Here is a 21,223-nt window from a genome sequence, read left to right as displayed (position 1 = left end):
GTGTTGGTGGTGGGAGGCGCGCCATGGAATCTGGGGTCAAGCAGGCGGGACCGCGGCGCTGCTTCGCGCCGGGAGGATCGGGCTGTGCGTATTCAGCCAGCGGAGGTTTGTGGTCACGGGAGGGGATGGCCCGGGCACGTCCAGCTGCGGAAGGGATGGCGTGATGAGTTTTCTGGTGTTGCCTCCCGAGGTCAATTCCGCGTTGATGTTTGCCGGTGCGGGCTCAGGCCCGACGCTGGCCGCCGCGGCGGCCTGGGACGGGCTGGCCGCCGAGTTAGGCCAAGCGGCGAACTCGTTTTCATCGGCCACCGCAGCGCTGGCCGACACCGCCTGGCAAGGTCCGGCGGCGACGGCGATGGCCGCCGCGGCAGCCCCCTATGCCAGCTGGCTAAGCACGGCAGCAACACGCGCGCTAAGCGCGGCCGCACAGGCCAAGGCGGCCGCGGCGGTGTATGAAGCCGCGCGGGCGGCCACCGTGGATCCACTGCTGGTCGCCGCCAACCGCCACCAGCTGGTGTCGCTGGTGTTATCAAACCTGTTCGGCCAAAACGCCCCGGCGATCGCGGCGACCGAGGCCGCCTACGAACAATTGTGGGCCGCCGATGTCGCGGCCATGGTGAGCTACCACAGCGGGGCCTCGGCGGTGGCCGCCCAGCTGGCCCCGTGGGCACAGGCGGTGCGCGCCCTGCCCAACCCGACGGCGCCCGCACTGGCCTCCGGCCCCGCTGCCCTGGCCATCCCGGCATTGGGTATCGGCAACACCGGCATCGGCAACATCTTCAGCATCGGCAACATCGGCGACTACAACCTAGGCAACGGCAATACCGGCTCCGACAACCTGGGCAGCGGAAACATCGGCAACGCCAACAACGGCGGCGGGAATACCGGCAACGCAAATATAGGCAGCGGAAACAACGGTTTCTTCAACCTGGGCGATGGAAACCTCGGTAACACCAACTTCGGTAGCGGGAACCTCGGCAACCTCAACCTGGGTAGCGGCAACGACGGCAACGGTAACTTCGGCCTGGGGAATATCGGCGATGGCAACCGGGGCAGCGGGAACGTCGGCAGCTTCAACTTCGGCACCGCCAACGCCGGTTCCTTCAACGTGGGCTTTGCGAATCTCGGCAACAACAACCTGGGCATTGCGAATCTCGGCAACAACAACCTGGGCATTGCGAATCTCGGCAACAACAACATCGGTATCGGGCTCACCGGCGACAACATGATCGGCATCGGCGCACTGAACTCCGGCATCGGCAACCTCGGCTTCGGCAACTCCGGGAACAACAACATCGGCTTGTTCAACTCCGGCAACAACAACATCGGCTTCTTCAACTCCGGCGACAGCAACTACGGCTTCGCCAATGCAGGCTCCACCAACACCGGCTTCTTCAATGGCGGCTCCACCAACACGGGCTACGGGAACGGCGGCAGCATCAACTTCGGCATCGGGAATGCCGGCGGCGCGAACATGGGCAATGGGAACGCCGGCAGCTTCAACCTAGGCGTTGGCAACTCCGGCGCCGCAAACACCGGCAGCTCCAATTCGGGCAACCTCAACACCGGCTTTTCTAACGCGGGCGACACCAACACCGGATGGGGAAACTCGGGCGACACCAACACCGGCGCCTACAACTCCGGCAACCTGAACACCGCTGTCGGCAGCGTGACCACTCAAGCGGTTGCAAACTCGGGCTTCGGCCACTCGGGCAGCGGTAACTCAGGTTTCTTTCACTCGGGTGACGGCAATTCCGGCCTCCAGAACACCAACTCGGGCCTCGCGACTATCGGTCATTCAGGTCTGCGTAACTCGGGCGACGCCACCAACGTGGGTTTCAATAACTCGGGCAGCAACAACACGGGCATATTCAATGCTGGCACCTTCAATACCGGGATCTTCAACTCGGGCAACGCCAGCTCCGGCACGAACAACTCGGGCGACAACAGCTCGGGGTTTTCCAACTCGAGCGATAACCAGTCGGGTTTCTTTAACTAGACGTGCAACGGTCCTGCGCGCCGTCGTGGGCCTCGAGCGCGCTCACGCGCAATGTTCTGCGTTCTGACGGAAAAGATTTGGCGAAAACGCCAATACCGTTGCGTGATCGTCTTAGTGTTTGGTTACCAGGGGTTTATGAGTCGTCGCGGCCGGGGGTTGTGGTGACGCGGACATAGCGTTGATGGCTCGTCGGGCACGTCCAGCTGCGGAAGGGATGGCGTGATGAGTTTTCTGGTGTTGCCTCCCGAGGTCAATTCCGCGTTGATGTTTGCCGGTGCGGGCTCAGGCCCGACGCTGGCCGCCGCGGCGGCCTGGGACGGGCTGGCCGCCGAGTTAGGCCAAGCGGCGAACTCGTTTTCGTCGGCCACCGCAGCGCTGGCCGACACCGCCTGGCAAGGTCCGGCGGCGACGGCGATGGCCGCCGCGGCAGCCCCCTATGCCAGCTGGCTAAGCACGGCAGCAACACGCGCGCTAAGCGCGGCCGCACAGGCCAAGGCGGCCGCGGCGGTGTATGAAGCCGCGCGGGCGGCCACCGTGGATCCACTGCTGGTCGCCGCCAACCGCCACCAGCTGGTGTCGCTGGTGCTATCAAACCTGTTCGGCCAAAACGCCCCGGCGATCGCGGCGACCGAGGCCGCCTACGAACAATTGTGGGCCGCCGATGTCGCGGCCATGGTGAGCTACCACAGCGGGGCCTCGGCGGTGGCCGCCCAGCTGGCCCCGTGGGCACAGGCGGTGCGCGCCCTGCCCAACCCGACGGCGCCCGCACTGGCCTCCGGCCCCGCTGCCCTGGCCATCCCGGCATTGGGTATCGGCAACACCGGCATCGGCAACATCTTCAGCATCGGCAACATCGGCGACTACAACCTAGGCAACGGCAATACCGGCAACGCAAACCTAGGCAGCGGAAACACGGGCCAGGCCAACCTGGGCAGCGGCAATACCGGTTTCTTCAACTTTGGCAGCGGCAACACCGCCAACACCAACTTCGGTAGCGGGAACCTCGGCAACCTCAACCTGGGTAGCGGCAACGACGGCAACGGTAACTTCGGCCTGGGGAATATCGGCGATGGCAACCGGGGCAGCGGGAACGTCGGCAGCTTCAACTTCGGCACCGCCAACGCCGGTTCCTTCAACGTGGGCAGCGCAAATCACGGCTCTCCCAACGTGGGCTTTGCGAATCTCGGCAACAACAACCTGGGCATTGCGAATCTCGGCAACAACAACCTGGGCATTGCGAATCTCGGCAACAACAACATCGGTATCGGGCTCACCGGCGACAACATGATCGGCATCGGCGCACTGAACTCCGGCATCGGCAACCTCGGCTTCGGCAACTCCGGGAACAACAACATCGGCTTGTTCAACTCCGGCAACAACAACATCGGCTTCTTCAACTCCGGCGACAGCAACTTCGGCTTCTTCAACTCCGGTGACACCAACACCGGTTTCGGGAACGCGGGCTTCACCAACACCGGCTTCGGGAACGCGGGCAGCGGCAACTTCGGTTTCGGGAACGCAGGCAACAACAACTTCGGGTTCGGCAACTCGGGATTTGAGAACATGGGTGTCGGCAACTCGGGTGCCTACAACACGGGCAGCTTCAACTCGGGCACCTTGAATACCGGAGACTTGAACTCGGGCGACTTCAATACCGGCTGGGCCAACTCGGGCGATATCAACACTGGCGGCTTCCACTCCGGAGACCTGAACACCGGGTTCGGCAGCCCGGTGGACCAACCGGTGATGAACTCCGGCTTCGGCAACATCGGCACCGGCAACTCGGGCTTCAATAACTCCGGCGACGCGAACTCCGGCTTCCAGAACACCAACACCGGCGCCTTCTTCATCGGTCACTCGGGTCTGCTCAATTCCGGCGGCGGCCAGCACGTGGGCATCAGCAACTCGGGAACCGGCTTTAACACGGGCCTGTTCAACACCGGCTTCAACAACACCGGCATCGGAAACTCGGCCACCAACGCCGCCTTCACCACCACCTCCGGGGTGGCCAACTCCGGCGACAACAGCTCAGGCGGGTTCAACACCGGTAATGACCAGTCCGGGTTCTTCGACGGTTAGCCCCCGGATTCCAGCAGCCTGCGCCGCGCGAGATCCTTCGCGTTGGCCCGCCTGACCGCCACCGTCATGGCGGGTGCGGCGATTCCCGCGAAGCGGGAAGGCTCACCACGGTTTTACAGCGTCATCCTCGTCGTACCGTTCGGGCCGTCCTCCCACAGGTAGACCGTCTCCATCGGGAATGGCCCTTGCTCGTCCAGGTCGGCCGCCTCGTACGGACCGTCGCCGGTGACGACGTCGCCGCCGCGGGCGCCGGTTACCCGGACCGTCGTGGCGGTGGCCGTCGGGTGCAGCACGGCGCCGCCACGGATCGCGGCGGCGTGCTCCTGCCCGAACTTCTGGTAGGCGGCCATGTCAGCGGCCTGCTCGGGGGCCGACCAGTCGACGTCTCTGGTGCAGGTGAGTGCGGCGTATTGCGGCCTGTTGACCCATCATGGTCCGGGCCTATCCCGAATCTCACCCACATGACGATCGCGGCGGGCCCGATGAGGACATCCGGCGCCGAGCGATTTTGCCGCCGGCCGGGCCATGCCGGCCGATGTCACCGGAGTAGCCTTGACCACGCAGCTGGTCTGCTGGCGTCCGAAAGGGCGTCGGCATCGAGCGGGGCAACGATGCTTCGCGAGAGGGAACCCGGTGAGAATCCGGGACTGTCCCGCAGCGGTATGCAGGAACGACCGCCGTCTTGGAAGTAGACAAGCACTGGTCTCAACGACTGGGAAGCGACGGCCAGTAGGAGCACCCACCGGGTGCGAGCCTGCGAGTCCGAAGACCTGCCAGCCGTGCCGGACGCGCCGCGCCCGGCGGCTCATCGCCTCGTGGAATGGGCGTTTGGCCGTGCCTGTTGCCGGGTGCATCGGTGTGCACCTCAATCGGATCGGCTGCGCGTCCGCGGGCGGTGAACCACCCGTCGATCGAAGGACAGCACGTGACCCAGCCTGTACGTCGTCAACCCTTTACCGCAACCATCACCGGCTCCCCGCGCATCGGCCCGCGTCGCGAACTCAAGCGCGCCACCGAAGGCTACTGGGCCGGACGCACCAGCCGATCCGAGCTGGAGGCCGTCGCCGCCACGTTACGCCGCGACACCTGGTCGGCCCTGGCCGCGGCCGGTCTGGACTCGGTGCCGGTGAACACCTTCTCCTACTACGACCAAATGCTCGATACCGCGGTGCTGCTCGGCGCGCTGCCGCCCCGAGTGAGCCCGGTTTCCGACGGGCTGGACCGCTATTTCGCCGCGGCGCGGGGCACCGACCAGATCGCGCCGCTGGAGATGACGAAGTGGTTCGACACCAACTACCACTACCTGGTACCCGAGATCGGGCCGTCGACCACGTTCACGCTGCACCCCGGCAAGGTGCTCGCCGAACTCAAAGAGGCGTTAGGGCAAGGCATTCCCGCACGTCCGGTGATCATCGGGCCGATCACCTTCCTGCTGCTGAGCAAGGCCGTCGACGGCGCGGGGGCGCCGATCGAACGCCTCGAAGAGTTGGTTCCGGTCTATTCGGAGCTGCTGTCGCTGCTTGCCGACGGCGGCGCCCAGTGGGTGCAGTTCGACGAGCCGGCGCTGGTGACCGACCTCTCCCCCGACGCGCCCGCCCTGGCTGAAGCGGTGTACACCGCGCTGTGCTCGGTGAGCAACCGGCCTGCGATCTATGTCGCCACCTACTTCGGGGACCCGGGCGCGGCCCTACCGGCGCTGGCTCGCACCCCGGTCGAAGCCATCGGCGTCGACCTGGTGGCCGGTGCCGACACCTCGGTGGCCGGGGTACCCGAGCTGGCCGGCAAGACGCTGGTGGCCGGGGTCGTCGACGGGCGCAACGTCTGGCGCACCGACCTGGAGGCGGCGTTGGGCACGTTGGCGACCCTGCTGGGTTCGGCGGCTACCGTGGCCGTCTCGACGTCGTGCTCGACACTGCACGTGCCGTACTCGCTGGAACCGGAAACCGACCTGGATGACGCGTTGCGGAGCTGGCTGGCGTTCGGTGCCGAAAAGGTGCGCGAAGTCGTCGTTCTCGCGCGTGCCCTGCGCGACGGACACGACGCGGTCGCCGACGAGATCGCGTCGTCCCGCGCCGCCATCGCGTCCCGCAAGCGCGACCCGCGGTTACACAATGGGCAAATCCGGGCGCGCATCGAGGCGATCGTCGCGTCCGGAGCCCACCGCGGCAATGCCGCCCAGCGCCGCGCCAGCCAAGACGCGCGACTGCACCTGCCGCCGCTGCCGACCACGACGATCGGCTCCTACCCGCAGACCTCGGCGATCCGCGTTGCGCGTGCGGCGCTGCGGGCCGGTGAGATCGACGAGGCCGAGTACGTGCGCCGGATGCGGCAAGAGATCACCGAGGTGATCGCGCTACAGGAGCGGCTCGGGCTCGACGTGCTGGTGCACGGCGAACCGGAGCGCAACGACATGGTGCAGTACTTCGCCGAGCAATTGGCGGGTTTCTTCGCTACCCAGAACGGCTGGGTGCAGTCCTACGGCAGCCGCTGTGTGCGTCCGCCGATCCTGTACGGCGACGTGTCCCGGCCGCGGGCGATGACGGTCGAGTGGATCACCTACGCGCAGTCGCTGACCGACAAACCGGTGAAGGGCATGTTGACCGGGCCGGTGACGATTCTGGCGTGGTCGTTCGTGCGTGACGACCAGCCGTTGGCCGATACCGCCAACCAGGTGGCGCTGGCGATTCGCGACGAGACCGTGGATTTGCAGTCCGCCGGCATCGCGGTCATCCAGGTCGACGAGCCTGCGCTGCGTGAACTGCTGCCGCTGCGTCGCGCCGACCAGGCCGAGTACTTGCGTTGGGCGGTAGGGGCTTTCCGGTTGGCCACCTCCGGCGTCTCGGACGCCACTCAGATCCACACGCATCTGTGCTACTCGGAGTTCGGCGAGGTGATCGGCGCGATCGCCGATCTGGACGCGGACGTCACGTCCATCGAGGCGGCCCGGTCACACATGGAGGTGCTCGACGACCTGAACGCGATCGGCTTCGCCAACGGTGTGGGCCCGGGCGTCTATGACATTCACTCGCCGCGGGTGCCCACCGCTGAGGAGATGGCCGACTCGTTGCGGGCCGCGTTGCGAGCGGTGCCGGCCGAGCGGTTGTGGGTCAACCCCGACTGCGGACTGAAGACCCGCAATGTCGACGAGGTGACCGCGTCGCTGCACAACATGGTCGCCGCCGCCCGGGAGGTGCGCGCGGGCTAGCTGACGAGCAGCTAGCCCGGCAGCACGTGGACCGGCACGTCGTCGTCCCAGGGCTGCCGGGTCACCATGTCGGCCACCCGGACATAGCCGCGCTCGAACTCCCCGGTCGCCGCGTCTACCAACCGGTACTCCTGGGTTTGCCGATGGATGGGCTGCGCGTCGAGCAGCACCACCCGCACCTCACCGGGTTGGAAGCCGCACCGCTGTTGCATCGCCGCGATCAGTTGCTCGTTGTGCAGGTGGCCGTCGCCGAAGTTCCAGCCGACGGCAGTGCTGCAGACCCGTTCGCCGTCGGTGATGACGTAGTCGTCTTCGTCATGGCCGGCCATCGCCCGATGCGCCAGCGTAAATAGCGCCCTGCCATGGGAGTTCATCGCACGAAACGCGTATCCCAGATACATCGGGATCTGGGCTCGGTCCTTGCCGTAGAAGCGCTCCAGCTGAGCGGCCGGCATGCTGGCGATCGCGACGATGCCCCGGTTGATCTTGTCCTCCGCGGAGGGCTTGATGCACCACAGCGTGGTATCCCAGTTGCCGGCGTAATAGCGCATGGCGGCTAGAAACGAGATCTTGCGGGGAAACACGTTGCCCGCAATGACGATTCCCGCGACAACGGCGATCAGGATCGCCAGCGGCACCGGGTTTTTCACGTCCGCTAACCCGAGGCAGGCGTGGCCGACGAACAGCGACAGGACGCCGAAGATCATGAACACGTTCCACTCCAGCGGCACCCCCATCGGGATGGCCGTCAGAATCCCCAGGTGAAAGCAGACCATGATCGTCGCGGCCACCACCGTCGGCCAACCGCCGTGCGCAACGAACAACACCACGGGCACACACATCTCGATAACAGTGCTGACGTGGGCGACAATCCGCGACAACAGCCCGGGCCGCAGGTCGCCGGGGAACTTCTTGAAAAACATCCGCTTGATGAACCGCGGCCGAAACAGCGGGTTGTTGGACATCATCGTGGAGATCACAAAAGGGAAGTGCCGGTTGAGTTTCGATGTCGCCGCACCGATCCAGATCACCAGGAACACCAGTTTGGCGGCCACGATCATGTCTATACCGTTCAAGCGGCCGAACAAAAACGTCACCGTCAGCGTCGCGTAGACCTCGCCGCGGGCGGCCAGGAAGATCACCTTGTCGCGCAGGCCCAGCACACCGAGAAGCAGCAGGATCAGCACGATCTGCCAGGCGGGCAGCAGCCCGACCGTGGTGCCCAGCTCCGGTATGGGGCCGGCGCCATCGGTGAACAGCGCCGACAGCAACATCATCACCAGCAGTGCGTAGAGGGCAACGTCCACCGGCTTGCGCTTGGTGCCGCGGGTCCACGGCACTCGATCCGGCCACGGCGGCAGCCGGATGGTGCCGAACCTCATCCAGTACAGGATCGAGCCCATCGGCGGGAAGAATCGGTTGTTCAGCGGCCCAAAGCCGCAGCCCAGCCCTATCACCTCGAACAGCATGGTGTAGAGCACGACCTTCTCGAACACGATCGGCTCGGCGTACCACGCTGCCGCATCGGTGAATCCATCAATCCCCTTGGTGGTCAACACGATCAGCCAGCCGACAAGGACGTACAACAGGATCTTGGCGACGTAAAACAGGTGCAGCAGCACCGGAGTGCCAAAACCCACCTCGGCCCAATGCTGGGCCATCGGCCGGATCTTCTGGCTGCGGGAGCCCTGGCTCCATTCGGCCAGGTCGATGTCGGGAAGTCGGGGCTGGAGAAATCCCATGGCCCATAAGACTAGAAGGTGCCCGGTAACACCCGCTGCTCGTGCCCGCAATATGCGCTCAGCGGCCGGATCAGCGCGTTGGCCGTGGCCTGTTCCATGATGTGTGCGGTCCAGCCGGTGATCCTACTCATCACGAAGATCGGGGTGAAGCTGGCGATGTCGAATCCCATCAGGTAGTACGCGGGCCCGGTCGGAAAATCGAGGTTGGGCAAGATCCCGGTGGCCGACGCCATCTCGGCCGCTAACACCTGGTAGATGTCCAGCCATCGCTGGCCGTCGCGAACGGTCCCCACGCGCTCCAGCGCCCGTTTCATGGTCGGCACCCGGGAGTCGCCGTGCCGGTACACCCGATGCCCGAAGCCCATGATCTTTTCCTTGCGGGCGAGCTTGGCGCGCAACCACTCCCGCGCGTTGGCCGGATCGCCGATCTCGATCATGTCGTGCATGACGGCTTCGTTGGCGCCGCCGTGTAGCCGCCCCTTGAGGGCGCCGATCGCGCCGGTCACCGCGCTGTAGATGTCGGATTGGGTCGAGGTCACCACCCGGGCGGCGAACGTCGACGCGTTGAATCCGTGCTCGGCGTAGAGGATCATCGACTGCTCGAACGCCGACACGACGGCGGTTTCGGGTACCTCCCCGAAGCACATGTGCAGGAAGTTCTGCGCATAACCGAGCCCGCTGTGCGGTGCGATCGGGGGCAACCCGCGTCGGCGCCGCATGTCGATCGCCACGATCGTCGGCAACACCGCCATCATGCGCATCGCCTTGGCCCGGTTGGCCGCGGCGTCGTCCTCGTCCGGGTCCTCGGCACCGAGATAGCTGATCGCGGTGCGCACCACGTCCATCGGGTGGCAGTTGTCCGGCAGCTTGGCCAGCAATGACAGCATCGAGCGGTCCACCCGACGGCTGGCTCGTTCGCGCTGGCTGAACAACGCCAGCTCGGCATCGGTGGGCAACTCACCACGCCACAGCAGGAAGGCGACCTGCTCGAAACTGCAGCGGGCTGCCAGATCCTGGACCGGATATCCCCGGTAGGTCAACGAATTGGTCTGCGGCACCACCTTGGAGATGGCGGTGGTGTCCACCACCACGCCGGCGAGGCCCTTTTTGATGTCGGGCCGCTCATCAACGGTGGGCGCGGTCATCGATTTCGTGGCAGCGACGGACCTGGCCGCCGCGAGCGGCCCGGTCATCGAAAGATTCCCGGTGGAATCACCGGCGCTTTGTCCAGCACCCGCGGATCGACCAACACGTTCAGCCCACCCACGGCACCGCTCTCGAGATCGGCGAGACTCTCTACTACGGCCAGGAACCTTTGCTGTTCAACGGGTTCCACTACACCATCGGCGAGCTCGGTGAACTTCTCTACGTACTGCTTGCGCTCGAACGGCCGGGTGCCCAGCGGATGGGCGTCGGCCACCGCCAGTTCGTCCACGATCACTTCACCGCTGTGCAGCGTCACCTCCGCGCGCGCCCCGAACGCCTTTTTGGCCGGATCGGCGCAGTGATAGCGGCGGGTCCACTCGGGATCCTCGACGGTGGAAATCTTGTGCCACAGTGCCACCGTGTCGGAACGGCGCGCCCGCTCGGGCGCGTAGGAGCGCTCGTGGTGCCAGCAGCCGTCCTGCAGTGCCACGGCGAAGATGTAGGGCAGCGAGTGGTCGAGGGTTTCGCGTGACGCGTCCGGGTCGAACTTCTGCGGATCGCCGGATCCCGTTCCGATCACTACATGGGTGTGGTGGCTGGTGTGCAGCACGATCGACGCGATCTGGTCGAGATCGCCGATACGCTCACGTAGCCGGCAGGCCAGGTCGATCGGCGCCTGGCTCTGGTACTCCGCGGAGTGTTGCTTGGTGTAGCTGTCCAGAATGGCGCGCTTGGGTTCACCAGGTGCGGGCAACGGCACCCGGTAGGTGTGCTCGGGTCCGGCCAGCAGCCAGGCGATCACCCCGTCCTCGCCCTCCCAGATCGGAGCCGGTGAGCCCTCGCCGCGCATCGCCCGATCGACCGCCTCGATGCCGACCTTGCCGGCATGCGCCGGCGCGAACGCCTTCCAGCTGGAGATGGCGCCCTTGCGGGATTGACGGGTGCTGGTGGTCAGATGCAGGGCCTGGCCGATCGCGTGGTAGATGGTCTCTTGGTCGAGCCGCAGCATGGTCCCGATGCCGGCGGCCACCGCCGGGCCCAGGTGGGCGACATGGTCGATCTTGTGCTCGTGCAAGCAGATTCCGCGGGTTAGGTCGATGTGGATCTCATAGGCGGTTACCAGACCGCGGATCAGCTCCGCGCCGCACACGCCGAGCTGCTGGGCGACCGCCACCAGTGGGGGTATGTTGTCCGCCGGGTGCGAATAGTCGGCGGCCAGAAACGTGTCGTGAAAGTCAAGTTCACGCGCGGCGACGCCGTTGGCCCAGGCCGCCCAGTCCGCCGAGTAGCTGCCCTCGACGCCAAATACCTTCGCCCCGTGTCGCACCGGATGCGCCAGTGCCTGGTGGCGGGCCACGGTGACCGGTCTGCGCACCATTGATGCGGCGCTCACCGCAGCGTTGTCGATGATGCGGTTGCACACCATGTCCGCTACCTCCGGGTCGACGTCAACCGGATCGGCAGCCACCTGGGCGATCTTGTAGGCCATGTGCTCGGTGCGCGGGAAATCGTCGGCGCTGCGCCGCGCCCGGACCGCATGCATCAACATAATCCGCACCATACGCAGCACAGGATATCAACAAAAGACCCTGAAAAAGCGTACTTTTGTGTCCTGACCCGGCACATTTTGCAAATTTTGCGAACATGACGCGGAGTAATGTCTTACCGGTGGCTAGGACGTATTCGAGGACGTTTTCCGGTGCCCGCCTGCGGCGGTTACGTCAAGAGCGCGGGCTCACCCAGGTGGCGCTGGCCAAGGCCCTGGACTTATCCACAAGCTATGTCAACCAGTTGGAGAATGACCAGCGGCCCATCACCGTGCCCGTGCTGCTTCTGCTTACCGAGCGGTTTGACCTGTCGGCGCAGTATTTCTCCTCGGATTCCGACGCACGGTTGGTGGCCGACCTGTCCGACGTCTTCACCGACATCGGCGTCGAGCACGCGGTCAGCGGCGCCCAGATCGAAGAATTCGTCGCCCGGATGCCCGAGGTCGGCCACAGCCTGGTTGCCGTGCACCGCCGGTTGCGCGCCGCCACCGAGGAACTAGAGGGCTACCGATCTCGTGCGACCGCCGAAACCGAGCTACCGCCCGCGCGGCCGATGCCGTTCGAGGAGGTCCGCGACTTCTTCTACGACCGCAACAACTACATCCACGACCTGGACATGGCGGCGGAGCGGATGTTTACCGAAAGCGGGATGCGGACCGGCGGATTGGACATCCAGCTGGCCGAGCTGATGCGGGACCGGTTCGGCATCTCGGTGGTGATCGATGACGATCTGCCCGACACCGCCAAGCGCCGCTACCACCCCGACACCAAGGTCCTTCGGGTCGCCCACTGGCTGATGCCCGGACAGCGCGCCTTCCAGATCGCCACCCAACTGGCGCTGGTGGGCCAGTCAGACCTGATCTCGTCGATCGTGGCCACCGATGACCAGCTCAGCACCGAAGCCCGCGGCGTCGCGCGCATCGGACTGGCCAACTACTTCGCCGGCGCCTTCCTGCTCCCCTACCGCGAATTCCACCGTGCCGCAGAGCAGTTACGCTATGACATCGACCTGCTGGGCCGCCGGTTCGGAGTGGGCTTCGAAACCGTCTGCCACCGGCTCTCCACACTGCAGCGCCCGCGGCAGCGAGGGATACCGTTCATCTTCGTCCGCACCGACAAGGCCGGAAACATCTCAAAGCGACAGTCCGCGACGGCGTTTCACTTCAGCCGGGTCGGCGGCAGCTGCCCGCTGTGGGTGGTCCACGACGCGTTCGCCCAGCCAGAGAGGATCGTCCGCCAGGTGGCGCAAATGCCCGACGGCAGGTCGTACTTCTGGGTGGCCAAGACCACCGCTGCCGACGGGCTCGGTTATCTGGGCCCGCACAAGAACTTCGCGGTCGGGCTGGGCTGCGACCTCGCGCACGCCCATAAACTCGTCTACTCCACCGGTGTCGTCCTGGACGACCCGAGCACGGCGGTCCCGATCGGGGCGGGCTGCAAGATCTGCAACCGAACGTCGTGCGCCCAACGTGCGTTCCCCTATCTCGGTGGTCGCGTCGCGGTCGACGAGAACGCGGGCAGCAGCTTGCCTTATTCGTCGACCGAGCAATCGGTTTGACCGCCCGACGCCACAGCAGACAACGAAACCCCTTATATTACTGTGGTTTCAGCAGGCTCTGGGCAAGCATTGTTGTCGGTGCCTGCACATAGCATTCAGTCATGTGTTCCACTCGGGAGGAGATCACGGAGGCCTTCGCGTCATTGGCTACCGCGCTGTCCCGCGTGCTGGGGCTGACCTTTGACGCATTGACCACCCCGGAGCGCCTGGCGCTGCTGGAGCACTGCGAGACCGCGCGACGCCAGCTGCCCAGCGTCGAACACACGTTGATCAATCAGATCGGCGAACAATCCACCGAGGAGGAGCTGGGCGGCAAGCTGGGATTGACGCTGGCCGACCGGTTGCGCATCACCCGCAGCGAGGCCAAGCGGCGAGTGGCCGAGGCCGCCGACCTTGGCCAGCGCCGTGCGCTGACCGGCGAGCCGCTGCCACCGCTACTCACCGCCACCGCAAAGGCACAGCGCCACGAGTTAATTGGTGACGGCCATGTTGAAGTAATCCGTGCTTTCGTGCACCGCCTACCATCCTGGGTAGACCTCAAGACCCTGGAGAAGGCCGAACGGGACTTGGCTAAGCAGGCCACCCAGTACCGTCCCGACCAGCTGGCCAAATTGGCCGCGCGGATCATGGACTGCCTCAACCCCGATGGCGACTACACCGACGAGGACCGCGCCCGCCGCCGCGGCTTGACGTTAGGAAAGCAAGATGTCGATGGGATGTCGCGGCTCAGCGGATATGTGACCCCCGAGCTGCGCGCCACTATCGAGGCGGTGTGGGCCAAGCTGGCCGCCCCGGGTATGTGCAACCCCGAGCAGAAGGCACCGTGTGTGGACGGCGCGCCCTCGAAGGAGCAGGCGCGGCGAGACACCCGCAGCTGCCCACAGCGGAACCACGACGCGCTCAACGCCGGATTACGTAGTTTGTTGACAAGTGGCAATCTGGGCCAGCACAACGGATTACCGGCCAGCATCATCGTGACCACCACGCTGAAGGACTTGGAGGCCGCGGCCGGCGCGGGCCTCACCGGCGGGGGTACGATCTTGCCCATATCGGATGTGATCCGGCTGGCCCGCCACGCAAACCACTACCTCGCGATATTCGATCGAGGCAAGGCCCTGGCGCTCTACCACACCAAGCGCCTGGCCTCCCCGGCGCAGCGAATTGTGTTGTACGCCAAGGACAGTGGCTGCAGCGCACCTGGTTGCGACGTGCCCGGCTATTACTGTGAAGTCCATCATGTCACGCCGTACGCCCAGTGCCGCAACACCGACGTCAATGACCTGACACTCGGCTGCGGTGGCCATCATCCGTTAGCCGAACGTGGCTGGACGACCCGCAAGAACGCCCACGGCGACACCGAGTGGCTACCGCCGCCGCATCTCGACCACGGCCAACCTCGAGTCAATACGTTCCATCACCCGGAAAAGCTCCTGGCAGACGACGAAGGCGACCCGTAGCGTTAGGCGGGGGAGCCGGTCGAACCAAGCCGTTGGGCCGGTGCGCTGTCCACGCCGCCAGCCACCATCACCGGCAGCCGGCGTTGTCTCGCAGCATGGGTAAGGCCCAACACCAGACACAAGCTGAGTAGTCCGACCGCTGACCAAGGCGCCCCCTGTGGGCCCACAGTGGGCGGTCTGGCGTTGCCCATAAGTAGCATCAAGGGGTGCCCATGACTCGTATCACCCGAGCCAATGGTTGCCCCGACGGAACTCTCGAAAACGCCGTTGTGGCGCTGGACGGCGGCGCGAACTACCCACGCGAGATCCTGGGCAACAAAGGCCACGGCATCGACATGATGCGCCGGCACCATCTGCCGGTGCCGCCTGCATTCTGCATTACCACCGAGGTGGGCGTGCGCTATCTCGCCTCACCCGAATCCACGATCGCCGCGATCTGGGATGACGTGCTGGATCGGATGAGCTGGCTGGAAACAGAAACCTCGTGCACGTTCGGCCGTGGCCCGAATCCGCTGCTGGTCAGCGTGCGCTCGGGCGCCACCCAGTCGATGCCCGGCATGATGGACACGATTCTGGACGTGGGCATGACCGACGCGGTCGAACGAGTACTTGCCAGGCCGGGTGCCGCCGACTTCGCCCACGACACCAGACGGCGATTCACCAGCATGTATCGGCGCATCGTCGGCAGCGCCGGTCCCATTACCGACGACCCGTATGCCCAGTTGCGCGCGAGCATCAAGGCGGTATTCGCCTCCTGGAACTCACCTCGCGCCGTTGCCTATCGCGACCATCACGGCCTCGACGACCAAGGCGGTACGGCGGTGGTGGTGCAGGCGATGGTATTCGGCAACCTCACCGCGAACTCGGGCGCCGGGGTGCTGTCCTCACGCAACCCGATCACCGGAGCCAACGAACCGTTCGGCGAATGGCTACCCGGCGGCCAAGGCGACGACGTGGTGTCCGGATTGGTCGCCGTCGCACCGATCACCGCCCTGCGCGACCAGCAGCCGGCCGTCTACGACCAACTGATGGCGGCCGCCCGCAGTTTGGAGCGCATGGCAGGCGACGTCCAGGAGATCGAATTCACCGTGGAGGACAGCCAGCTGTGGCTGCTGCAGACCCGCGGGGCGGAACGCTCGGCGCAGGCCGCCGTGCGACTGGCGCTGCAACTGCATCACGAGGGACTCATCGACGACACCGAGACACTGCGCCGGGTGACTCCGACGCACATCGAGACTTTGCTACGGCCGTCGCTGCAGCCGGAAACACGGTTGGCCGCACCGCTTTTGGCCAAGGGCCTGCCCGCTTGCCCGGGCGTGGTATCCGGGACCGCCTACACCGAGGTGGACGAGGCGCTGGACGCTGCGGACCGGGGCGAGCCGGTCATCTTGGTGCGAGATCACACCAGACCGGAGGACGTCATGGGCATGCTTGCCGCGCAAGGCATTGTCACCGAGGTGGGGGGTGCCGCCAGTCATGCGGCGGTGGTTAGCCGCGAGCTTGGTCGAGTGGCCGTGGTGGGTTGCGGTCCCGGGGTCGCGGCGGCACTGGCCGGCAAGGAGATCACCGTCGACGGCTATGAAGGCGAAGTGCGCCAAGGCGTTCTGGCATTGTCTGCCTGGTCGGAAAGTGACACGCCGGAGTTGCGCGAGCTGGCCGACATCGCGCAACGGATCAGTTCATGAGCGAGTTGACGGTACTGCAGGCCGTGCGGCTCAAGGGCCGGGTGATCACCACCGACCTGGCGCAGACCTTGGGTGAAGACCTTGCCGACGTCGCCGCGACCGTCGACAGGCTGACCGCGGCCGGCCTCCTGGTCGACGCCACGCCGTTGCGGATCAGTCCCAGCGGCCGGATGAGGCTCGACGACTTGCTTGCCGAGGAGCGCAACCGGGCCGATTCGACCGTGCTGGCTGCCGCTTACCGCGATTTCCGTTCCGTCAACGCCGATTTCAAGAGGCTGGTCACCGACTGGCAGCTCAAGGGCGAAAAGCCTAACACACACGACGACGCCGAATACGACGCCGCGGTGCTGTCCCGCCTCGATGGCGTACACCGGCGGGTGGGCCCGATCATCGGTACGGTGGCCATGCAGCTGCCGCGGTTGAGCAGGTACCCGGTGAAATTGCGTGCGGCGCTGGACAAGGTCAAAGCGGGCGACATCGCCTGGCTGACGCGCCCACTCATCGACTCCTACCACACCGTGTGGTTCGAACTACACGAGGAGCTGATCCAGGCCGTCGGGCTGACACGAGACGAAGCGGCTAAATCCGGTGATGCCCAGTAGTTTTCACTGCAGAGCCGCGTCCAGCAGCCGCATGTAGGCGTCGATGTCAGACACCGCAGACTCGGCCGCGTGCACACTGATCGCGACGGTATCACCGATGCCGTGCACGCCATGGGTTAGACCCATCGCCGGCGACAGCGCCGGATACCCGGCCGTCAGCACCACCGGAGCGTCCCCGAAGCTCAGATCGGCAGCCCCGCGATAAACACTGGACACCACGGTATTGCCGGCCACCCGCACCGGCCGCACCTCAGCGTCGAACTGCGATACGCCCCAACGCAGCAGCGCCGCCGGTACCGCCGCAAAGGCCCGGTCAGCGGAGAGCATCGCCGGATGTTCAAAGCGACGGCGGGCGTTGGCCAAATCGGTTGCGATCCGCCGCACCCGCTCATCGGGCTCCAGCCGCGGGTACAGCCCAACGACAACGTTGCCGAAGTGGTTATATGACCGTGGCACACCCGGTTTGGCCATGGGTACTTCGGCGCCTAGCGTGTCCACATCCCCGCCAAGCAGACCCAACAGCCCGGTGGACACCGCGGCGAGCACCGTGACGGTCACCGTGGGACCGGCTAGTTGCGAGCGCCGCCGCAGCAGGGTGCGCACCGCGCGGACACCTTCGGGGCGGGCATTCGTGGACAGCGGCGGCCGGGATCCGACACCTGGCGCTACCAGCCCGGCATTGGTATCACGAACCAGTCGGAGATGAGCGCGGGCCGCATGGGCGGCCCGCCACGGCAGGAAACCCGCACGCGACCTGGCTATTTCGGGAACCGCGGCCGGCCGGCCGAACAGCCACGCGGCCATCGCCGAAGCCCGCGCGCCGTCGCCCAGCGCATGCGCGAACTGCATGACGGCGACGGTGCCGAGGCCGCTGACGCCCGGAACGTCGTGCACCGGGGTGAACACGTGCAGCCGCCAGGGCATCCGGCGCATATCCAGCTGCTTGCCGGCGAGGCCGACAACGGCCGCCAGACAACCTTGCCAGCTGCGATCGGCCAGGTCGTGGCAGACCAGTTGGTCACGTTGCACGGGTGTGGGCACCCACTGCGGGTAGGCCAGAGCACCACGGTCCTGAACTCGCATCCCTAAGCCCGGACACCCACGGGCTCGACGGTAGACCTGCGCGACGGCACGTTCCAGATCGGTGGGTTCACCATCGAACGCATACAGCAGGAACTGGTCGTTGGGGACTTTGGCCGACATCCAGTAGAACTGCGCGTCGACGGCCGCCATCCGGTGCCCGGCCACGACTTCAGCCGGGTGAGCCAATGAACGCCACGATCAACTCTGCAATCTTGTCCGGCTGCTCGAGCTGCAAGAAGTGCCCGGCGTGTTCCACTACGGCCACCTCACTGCCGGCGGGCAACACCCTTGCCGTCCAATGAGTGAATGCCGATGTGGCACAGCCATCGTCGTGGCCATGCAGGTACAGAACCGGCAGCTTCGGCGCCTCGGTCCACAGCCGATTCAAGTCGGCATAGTCCGCCGGGGCCCGGGTGTTGCGCATGGTGGCGCGATACGGTCCCAAGGCCGCCCGCCGGCCCTCCGGCGTCCCGATCGCGGCGTCGACATGCCGCAGGTCTTCCTCGGCGTGATAGCCCGGCGACCAACGCCGCCACAGCAGCGGCACCACCCAGGAGGCGGATCGCTCCGGCAGCCAGGGCAACTGGAAGTACAGGATGTACCAGCTGCGCAGCAGCTGATGCGGCAACTCACGCAGCAACCGGCCACGCTCGGGCACCCGGCCCAGCGGGCGAAATGCCGCCGACGGCGGCACCGACATGATCACCGCCTTGGCGAACGGGCTGTCGGGCATGGCGGCCAGGCCGGTAGCGGCGATCGCGCCCCAGTCGTGGCCGATGATCACATCGCGCTCGGTGCCACCGGCAGCCGAGCGCACCCGCAGGGCGTCGTGCATCAACGCACCGACGTGATAGCTGCCGTCGGCCGGAATCGAAGACGGCGCATAACCACGCATGAACGGCGCCACGACGTGCCAGCCGGACTCGGCCAGCCGGGGTGCGACCTTGCGCCACCCGTAGGCGGTATCCGGAAAGCCGTGCAAGCACAACGCAACTGGCGCGCCGGCCGGCCCCCAGGTCAAGGCTTTCAGGTCGCCGTTGGGACCCTTCACGTCAATCCAGTGTGGTTCAGCCATTGTCGTCCGCCATGTTGACTCCCGTTCGCCGCGTCCAGCCCGCATGGTCCAACGTAACCGGCGGAACCCAAGAGGCCAGTAGCTAGGGCACCTTGATCACCGCATCCTCCAGGTCGGCGATGACGATTTGGCGCGTGCCCAGCAAGGTAACGTCAGGACCCGTGAGCGCCGTGAGCAGCAGTCCCCAAGCGGTCGCGTTTTCCGGTGCTCGTGGGATTACCCTGGTCGCCGACGAGTGGAATCGGGGCGCCGCAGCGGCCGATCGGCCGACGATCCTGATGTTGCACGGTGGCGGCCAAAACCGGTTTTCCTGGAAAAACACCGGCCAGATCCTGGCCGACGAGGGGCACCACGTCGTTGCGCTGGACACCCGCGGACCCGGTGACAGCGACCGCGCTCCCGGCGCCGACTATGCCGTGGAGACCCCGACCACCGATGTGCTACACGTCGTCGAGGCGATCGGCCGCCGTGTGGTGGTGGTCGAGGCCAGCATGGGCGGACTGACTGGCATCCTGGTCGCCGAGCGCGCCGGTCCGCAGACGGTGAACGGACTGGTATTGGTCGACGTGGTGCCGCGTTACGAGAAGGAGGGCAACGCCCGTATCCGGGACTTCATGCTGGGCAACATCGACGGCTTCGGTTCGCTCGAGGAGGCCGCCGACGCAGTCGCCGAGTATCTGCCGCACCGCGACAAGCCGCGCAGTCCCGAGGGCCTGAAGAGGAATCTGCGCCTGCGAGACGGACGCTGGCACTGGCACTGGGATCCGGCCATGATGACCGCGCCGGGGCACGACCCGCAGCTGCACACCGAGAACTTCGAACGGGCTGCCATGGGCCTGACGATCCCGGTCCTGTTGATTCGCGGAAAGCTGTCCGACGTGGTCAGTTCCGACGGTGCCCGGGACTTCCTGGCCAAGGTGCCCAACGCGGAGTTCGTCGAATTGTCCAACGCGGGGCGCACCGCCGCCGGCGACGACAACGACGCGTTCACCGACGTCGTGGTGGACTTCGTCAGGCGACTTAGTTAGCCGGTTTCTCGGCGTGTCCGCCGAACTGCTTGCGCATCGCCGACAGCGCCTTGTTGGCGAAGTCGTCGAGGTCACGCGAGGCGAAGCGGGACTGCAGCGCGGTGGTCAGCACCGGCGCGGGCACGCCCTCGTCGATCGCCGCGATGGCGGTCCACCGGCCCTCGCCAGAGTCGGAGACCCGTCCGGAGAATTCCGCTAGGTCAGGTGATTCGCGCAGCGCGATCGCGGTCAAATCCAGCAGCCAGGAGCCGATCACGCTGCCCCGCCGCCATACCTCGGCGACCTCCGGGATGTCGAAGTCGTACTGGTAGCACTCGGGATTCGGCAGCGGCGCGGTTTCGGCGTCACCGTGTTGCACGCGGGTGCCGACGTCGGCATTGCGCAGGATGTTCAATCCCTCCGCCAAGGAGGCCATCATCCCGTATTCGATGCCGTTGTGGACCATCTTCACGAAGTGACCCGAACCGCAAGGCCCACAATGCAAATAGCCTTGTTCCGATGGCGCGACCTCACCGTCTCGGCCCGGGGTGCGCGGGGCGGCCGCCACCCCCGGCGCGACGGTGGCGAAGATCGGCTCCGCGCGCGCGAACGCGTCGCCATCCCCGCCGATCATCAGGCAGTAGCCACGTTCCCGACCCCACACACCGCCGCTGGTGCCACAGTCGAGTAGGTGAATTCCCTTCTTGAACAACAGCTTTTCGTGCCGCAGATCGTCGCGATAATAGGTGTTGCCACCGTCGATCACAATGTCGCCGGCCTCGAGCGTGTTGGCCAGCTCTTCGATCACCGCGGTGGTGATGTTCCCCGCGGGCACCATCACCCAGACAACTCGCGGGGCGGAGAGCCGCTGAGACAACTCACGCAACGAGGCCACCCCGGTGGTCCGGTCCTCCCCGGCCATCGCCTTGACCGCGTCGGGGTCGTGGTCGTAGACCACGCAGTCGTGTCCACCTTTGACCAAGCGTCGGACGATATTCGCACCCATCCGGCCCAGACCGATCATTCCTAGTTGCATCG

General features: G+C 65.9%; 15 protein-coding genes and 1 riboswitch. Of the genes, 8 read left to right on the top strand and 7 right to left on the bottom strand.

The genetic code is table 11. The features are described from left to right. Nucleotides 1–163: 163 nt before the first annotated feature. Together MCAN_RS06050 and MCAN_RS24100 are read left to right on the top strand one after the other, a co-directional pair. Entirely contained in the window at nucleotides 164–1,999 is a 1,836-nt protein-coding gene (locus MCAN_RS06050; RefSeq protein ID WP_014000625.1) for a PPE family protein, read from the top strand. A gap of 222 nt (nucleotides 2,000–2,221) precedes the next feature. After that, the gene (locus tag MCAN_RS24100) at nucleotides 2,222–4,078 is read left to right on the top strand and encodes a PPE family protein (protein WP_014000624.1); all 1,857 of its coding nucleotides are present in this window, start codon (nucleotides 2,222–2,224) and stop codon (nucleotides 4,076–4,078) included. A 113-nt stretch (nucleotides 4,079–4,191) separates the two neighbouring features. Here the strand turns inward: MCAN_RS24100 and MCAN_RS06040 are convergent, their stop codons facing one another. Further along, complete coding sequence (locus tag MCAN_RS06040; RefSeq protein ID WP_003405917.1) at nucleotides 4,192–4,428, bottom strand: hypothetical protein; 237 nt, start codon at nucleotides 4,426–4,428, stop codon at nucleotides 4,192–4,194. A 206-nt stretch (nucleotides 4,429–4,634) separates the two neighbouring features. Continuing rightward, a riboswitch (cobalamin riboswitch) is annotated at nucleotides 4,635–4,870 on the top strand. 133 nt (nucleotides 4,871–5,003) lie between these two features. On the opposite strand from MCAN_RS06040, the gene metE reads away from it, so the two are divergent. After that, complete coding sequence (gene metE / locus MCAN_RS06035) at nucleotides 5,004–7,283, top strand: 5-methyltetrahydropteroyltriglutamate--homocysteine S-methyltransferase (RefSeq protein ID WP_014000623.1); 2,280 nt, start codon at nucleotides 5,004–5,006, stop codon at nucleotides 7,281–7,283. An 11-nt stretch (nucleotides 7,284–7,294) separates the two neighbouring features. Here the strand turns inward: metE and MCAN_RS06030 are convergent, their stop codons facing one another. Genes MCAN_RS06030 through prpD form a run of 3 tightly spaced genes read right to left on the bottom strand, consistent with a single transcriptional unit; the run spans nucleotide 7,295 to nucleotide 11,720 of the window. After that, the gene (locus tag MCAN_RS06030; RefSeq protein ID WP_014000622.1) at nucleotides 7,295–9,025 is read right to left on the bottom strand and encodes a DUF3556 domain-containing protein; all 1,731 of its coding nucleotides are present in this window, start codon (nucleotides 9,023–9,025) and stop codon (nucleotides 7,295–7,297) included. A gap of 11 nt (nucleotides 9,026–9,036) precedes the next feature. Further along, the gene (locus MCAN_RS06025) at nucleotides 9,037–10,218 is read right to left on the bottom strand and encodes a bifunctional 2-methylcitrate synthase/citrate synthase (RefSeq protein ID WP_003405909.1); all 1,182 of its coding nucleotides are present in this window, start codon (nucleotides 10,216–10,218) and stop codon (nucleotides 9,037–9,039) included. Then, the gene (prpD, locus tag MCAN_RS06020; protein WP_015288002.1) at nucleotides 10,215–11,720 is read right to left on the bottom strand and encodes a 2-methylcitrate dehydratase PrpD; all 1,506 of its coding nucleotides are present in this window, start codon (nucleotides 11,718–11,720) and stop codon (nucleotides 10,215–10,217) included. Before prpD ends, MCAN_RS06025 begins: the two co-directional genes overlap by 4 nt. 95 nt (nucleotides 11,721–11,815) lie before the next feature. Here prpD and MCAN_RS06015 point away from each other — a divergent pair, with 95 nt between their 5' ends. The 4 genes from MCAN_RS06015 (at nucleotide 11,816) to MCAN_RS06000 (ending at nucleotide 17,020) form a co-directional block, all read left to right on the top strand. Continuing rightward, a complete protein-coding gene (locus MCAN_RS06015) occupies nucleotides 11,816–13,276 on the top strand; it encodes a short-chain fatty acyl-CoA regulator family protein (RefSeq protein ID WP_014000621.1) in 1,461 nt (486 codons plus the stop codon). Nucleotides 13,277–13,377: 101 nt separating this feature from the next. Continuing rightward, a complete protein-coding gene (locus MCAN_RS06010) occupies nucleotides 13,378–14,733 on the top strand; it encodes an HNH endonuclease signature motif containing protein (protein WP_014000620.1) in 1,356 nt (451 codons plus the stop codon). A 212-nt stretch (nucleotides 14,734–14,945) separates the two neighbouring features. Next, complete coding sequence (locus MCAN_RS06005) at nucleotides 14,946–16,418, top strand: pyruvate, phosphate dikinase (protein ID WP_014000619.1); 1,473 nt, start codon at nucleotides 14,946–14,948, stop codon at nucleotides 16,416–16,418. Next, a complete protein-coding gene (locus MCAN_RS06000) occupies nucleotides 16,415–17,020 on the top strand; it encodes a hypothetical protein (RefSeq protein WP_003405892.1) in 606 nt (201 codons plus the stop codon). The genes MCAN_RS06005 and MCAN_RS06000 overlap by 4 nt, the downstream gene beginning before the upstream one ends. Before the next feature lie 3 nt (nucleotides 17,021–17,023). On the opposite strand, the gene MCAN_RS05995 is transcribed toward MCAN_RS06000, so the two are convergent. Continuing rightward, nucleotides 17,024–18,268 carry a WS/DGAT domain-containing protein gene (locus MCAN_RS05995; protein ID WP_003901095.1) on the bottom strand — a complete coding sequence of 415 codons (1,245 nt, stop codon included), beginning with the start codon at nucleotides 18,266–18,268 and terminating at the stop codon, nucleotides 17,024–17,026. 4 nt (nucleotides 18,269–18,272) lie between these two features. Further along, nucleotides 18,273–19,178, bottom strand: a complete 906-nt coding sequence (locus MCAN_RS05990) for an alpha/beta fold hydrolase (protein WP_003911402.1) — start codon at nucleotides 19,176–19,178, stop codon at nucleotides 18,273–18,275. A 161-nt stretch (nucleotides 19,179–19,339) separates the two neighbouring features. Between MCAN_RS05990 and MCAN_RS05985 the strand changes: the two genes are divergently transcribed. After that, nucleotides 19,340–20,206 (top strand): alpha/beta fold hydrolase, encoded by an 867-nt coding sequence (locus MCAN_RS05985; protein ID WP_015288000.1) that lies wholly within the window; start codon nucleotides 19,340–19,342, stop codon nucleotides 20,204–20,206. On the opposite strand, the gene gnd is transcribed toward MCAN_RS05985, so the two are convergent. Further along, nucleotides 20,199–21,221, bottom strand: a complete 1,023-nt coding sequence (gnd, locus tag MCAN_RS05980; RefSeq protein WP_014000617.1) for a phosphogluconate dehydrogenase (NAD(+)-dependent, decarboxylating) — start codon at nucleotides 21,219–21,221, stop codon at nucleotides 20,199–20,201. The genes MCAN_RS05985 and gnd overlap by 8 nt on opposite strands. Between the last annotated feature and the right edge of the window lie 2 nt (nucleotides 21,222–21,223).

Source organism: Mycobacterium canetti CIPT 140010059, from assembly GCF_000253375.1.
In the GTDB taxonomy this organism is placed as follows: domain Bacteria; phylum Actinomycetota; class Actinomycetes; order Mycobacteriales; family Mycobacteriaceae; genus Mycobacterium; species Mycobacterium tuberculosis.
This window is presented reverse-complemented; position numbering and strand designations above follow the sequence as displayed.

What these genes read in the sequence shown, in the direction of transcription:
- MCAN_RS06050 (WP_014000625.1), top strand. Translation starts at nt 164, where the DNA reads ATGAGTTTTCTGGTGTTGCCTCCCGAGGTCAATTCCGCGTTGATGTTT.
- MCAN_RS24100 (WP_014000624.1), top strand. Translation starts at nt 2,222, where the DNA reads ATGAGTTTTCTGGTGTTGCCTCCCGAGGTCAATTCCGCGTTGATGTTT.
- MCAN_RS06040 (WP_003405917.1), bottom strand. Translation starts at nt 4,428, where the DNA reads ATGGCCGCCTACCAGAAGTTCGGGCAGGAGCACGCCGCCGCGATCCGT.
- MCAN_RS06030 (WP_014000622.1), bottom strand. Translation starts at nt 9,025, where the DNA reads ATGGGATTTCTCCAGCCCCGACTTCCCGACATCGACCTGGCCGAATGG.
- MCAN_RS06025 (WP_003405909.1), bottom strand. Translation starts at nt 10,218, where the DNA reads ATGACCGGGCCGCTCGCGGCGGCCAGGTCCGTCGCTGCCACGAAATCG.
- prpD (WP_015288002.1), bottom strand. Translation starts at nt 11,720, where the DNA reads ATGTTGATGCATGCGGTCCGGGCGCGGCGCAGCGCCGACGATTTCCCG.
- MCAN_RS06015 (WP_014000621.1), top strand. Translation starts at nt 11,816, where the DNA reads ATGACGCGGAGTAATGTCTTACCGGTGGCTAGGACGTATTCGAGGACG.
- MCAN_RS06010 (WP_014000620.1), top strand. Translation starts at nt 13,378, where the DNA reads ATGTGTTCCACTCGGGAGGAGATCACGGAGGCCTTCGCGTCATTGGCT.
- MCAN_RS06005 (WP_014000619.1), top strand. Translation starts at nt 14,946, where the DNA reads ATGACTCGTATCACCCGAGCCAATGGTTGCCCCGACGGAACTCTCGAA.
- MCAN_RS06000 (WP_003405892.1), top strand. Translation starts at nt 16,415, where the DNA reads ATGAGCGAGTTGACGGTACTGCAGGCCGTGCGGCTCAAGGGCCGGGTG.
- MCAN_RS05990 (WP_003911402.1), bottom strand. Translation starts at nt 19,178, where the DNA reads ATGGCTGAACCACACTGGATTGACGTGAAGGGTCCCAACGGCGACCTG.
- gnd (WP_014000617.1), bottom strand. Translation starts at nt 21,221, where the DNA reads ATGCAACTAGGAATGATCGGTCTGGGCCGGATGGGTGCGAATATCGTC.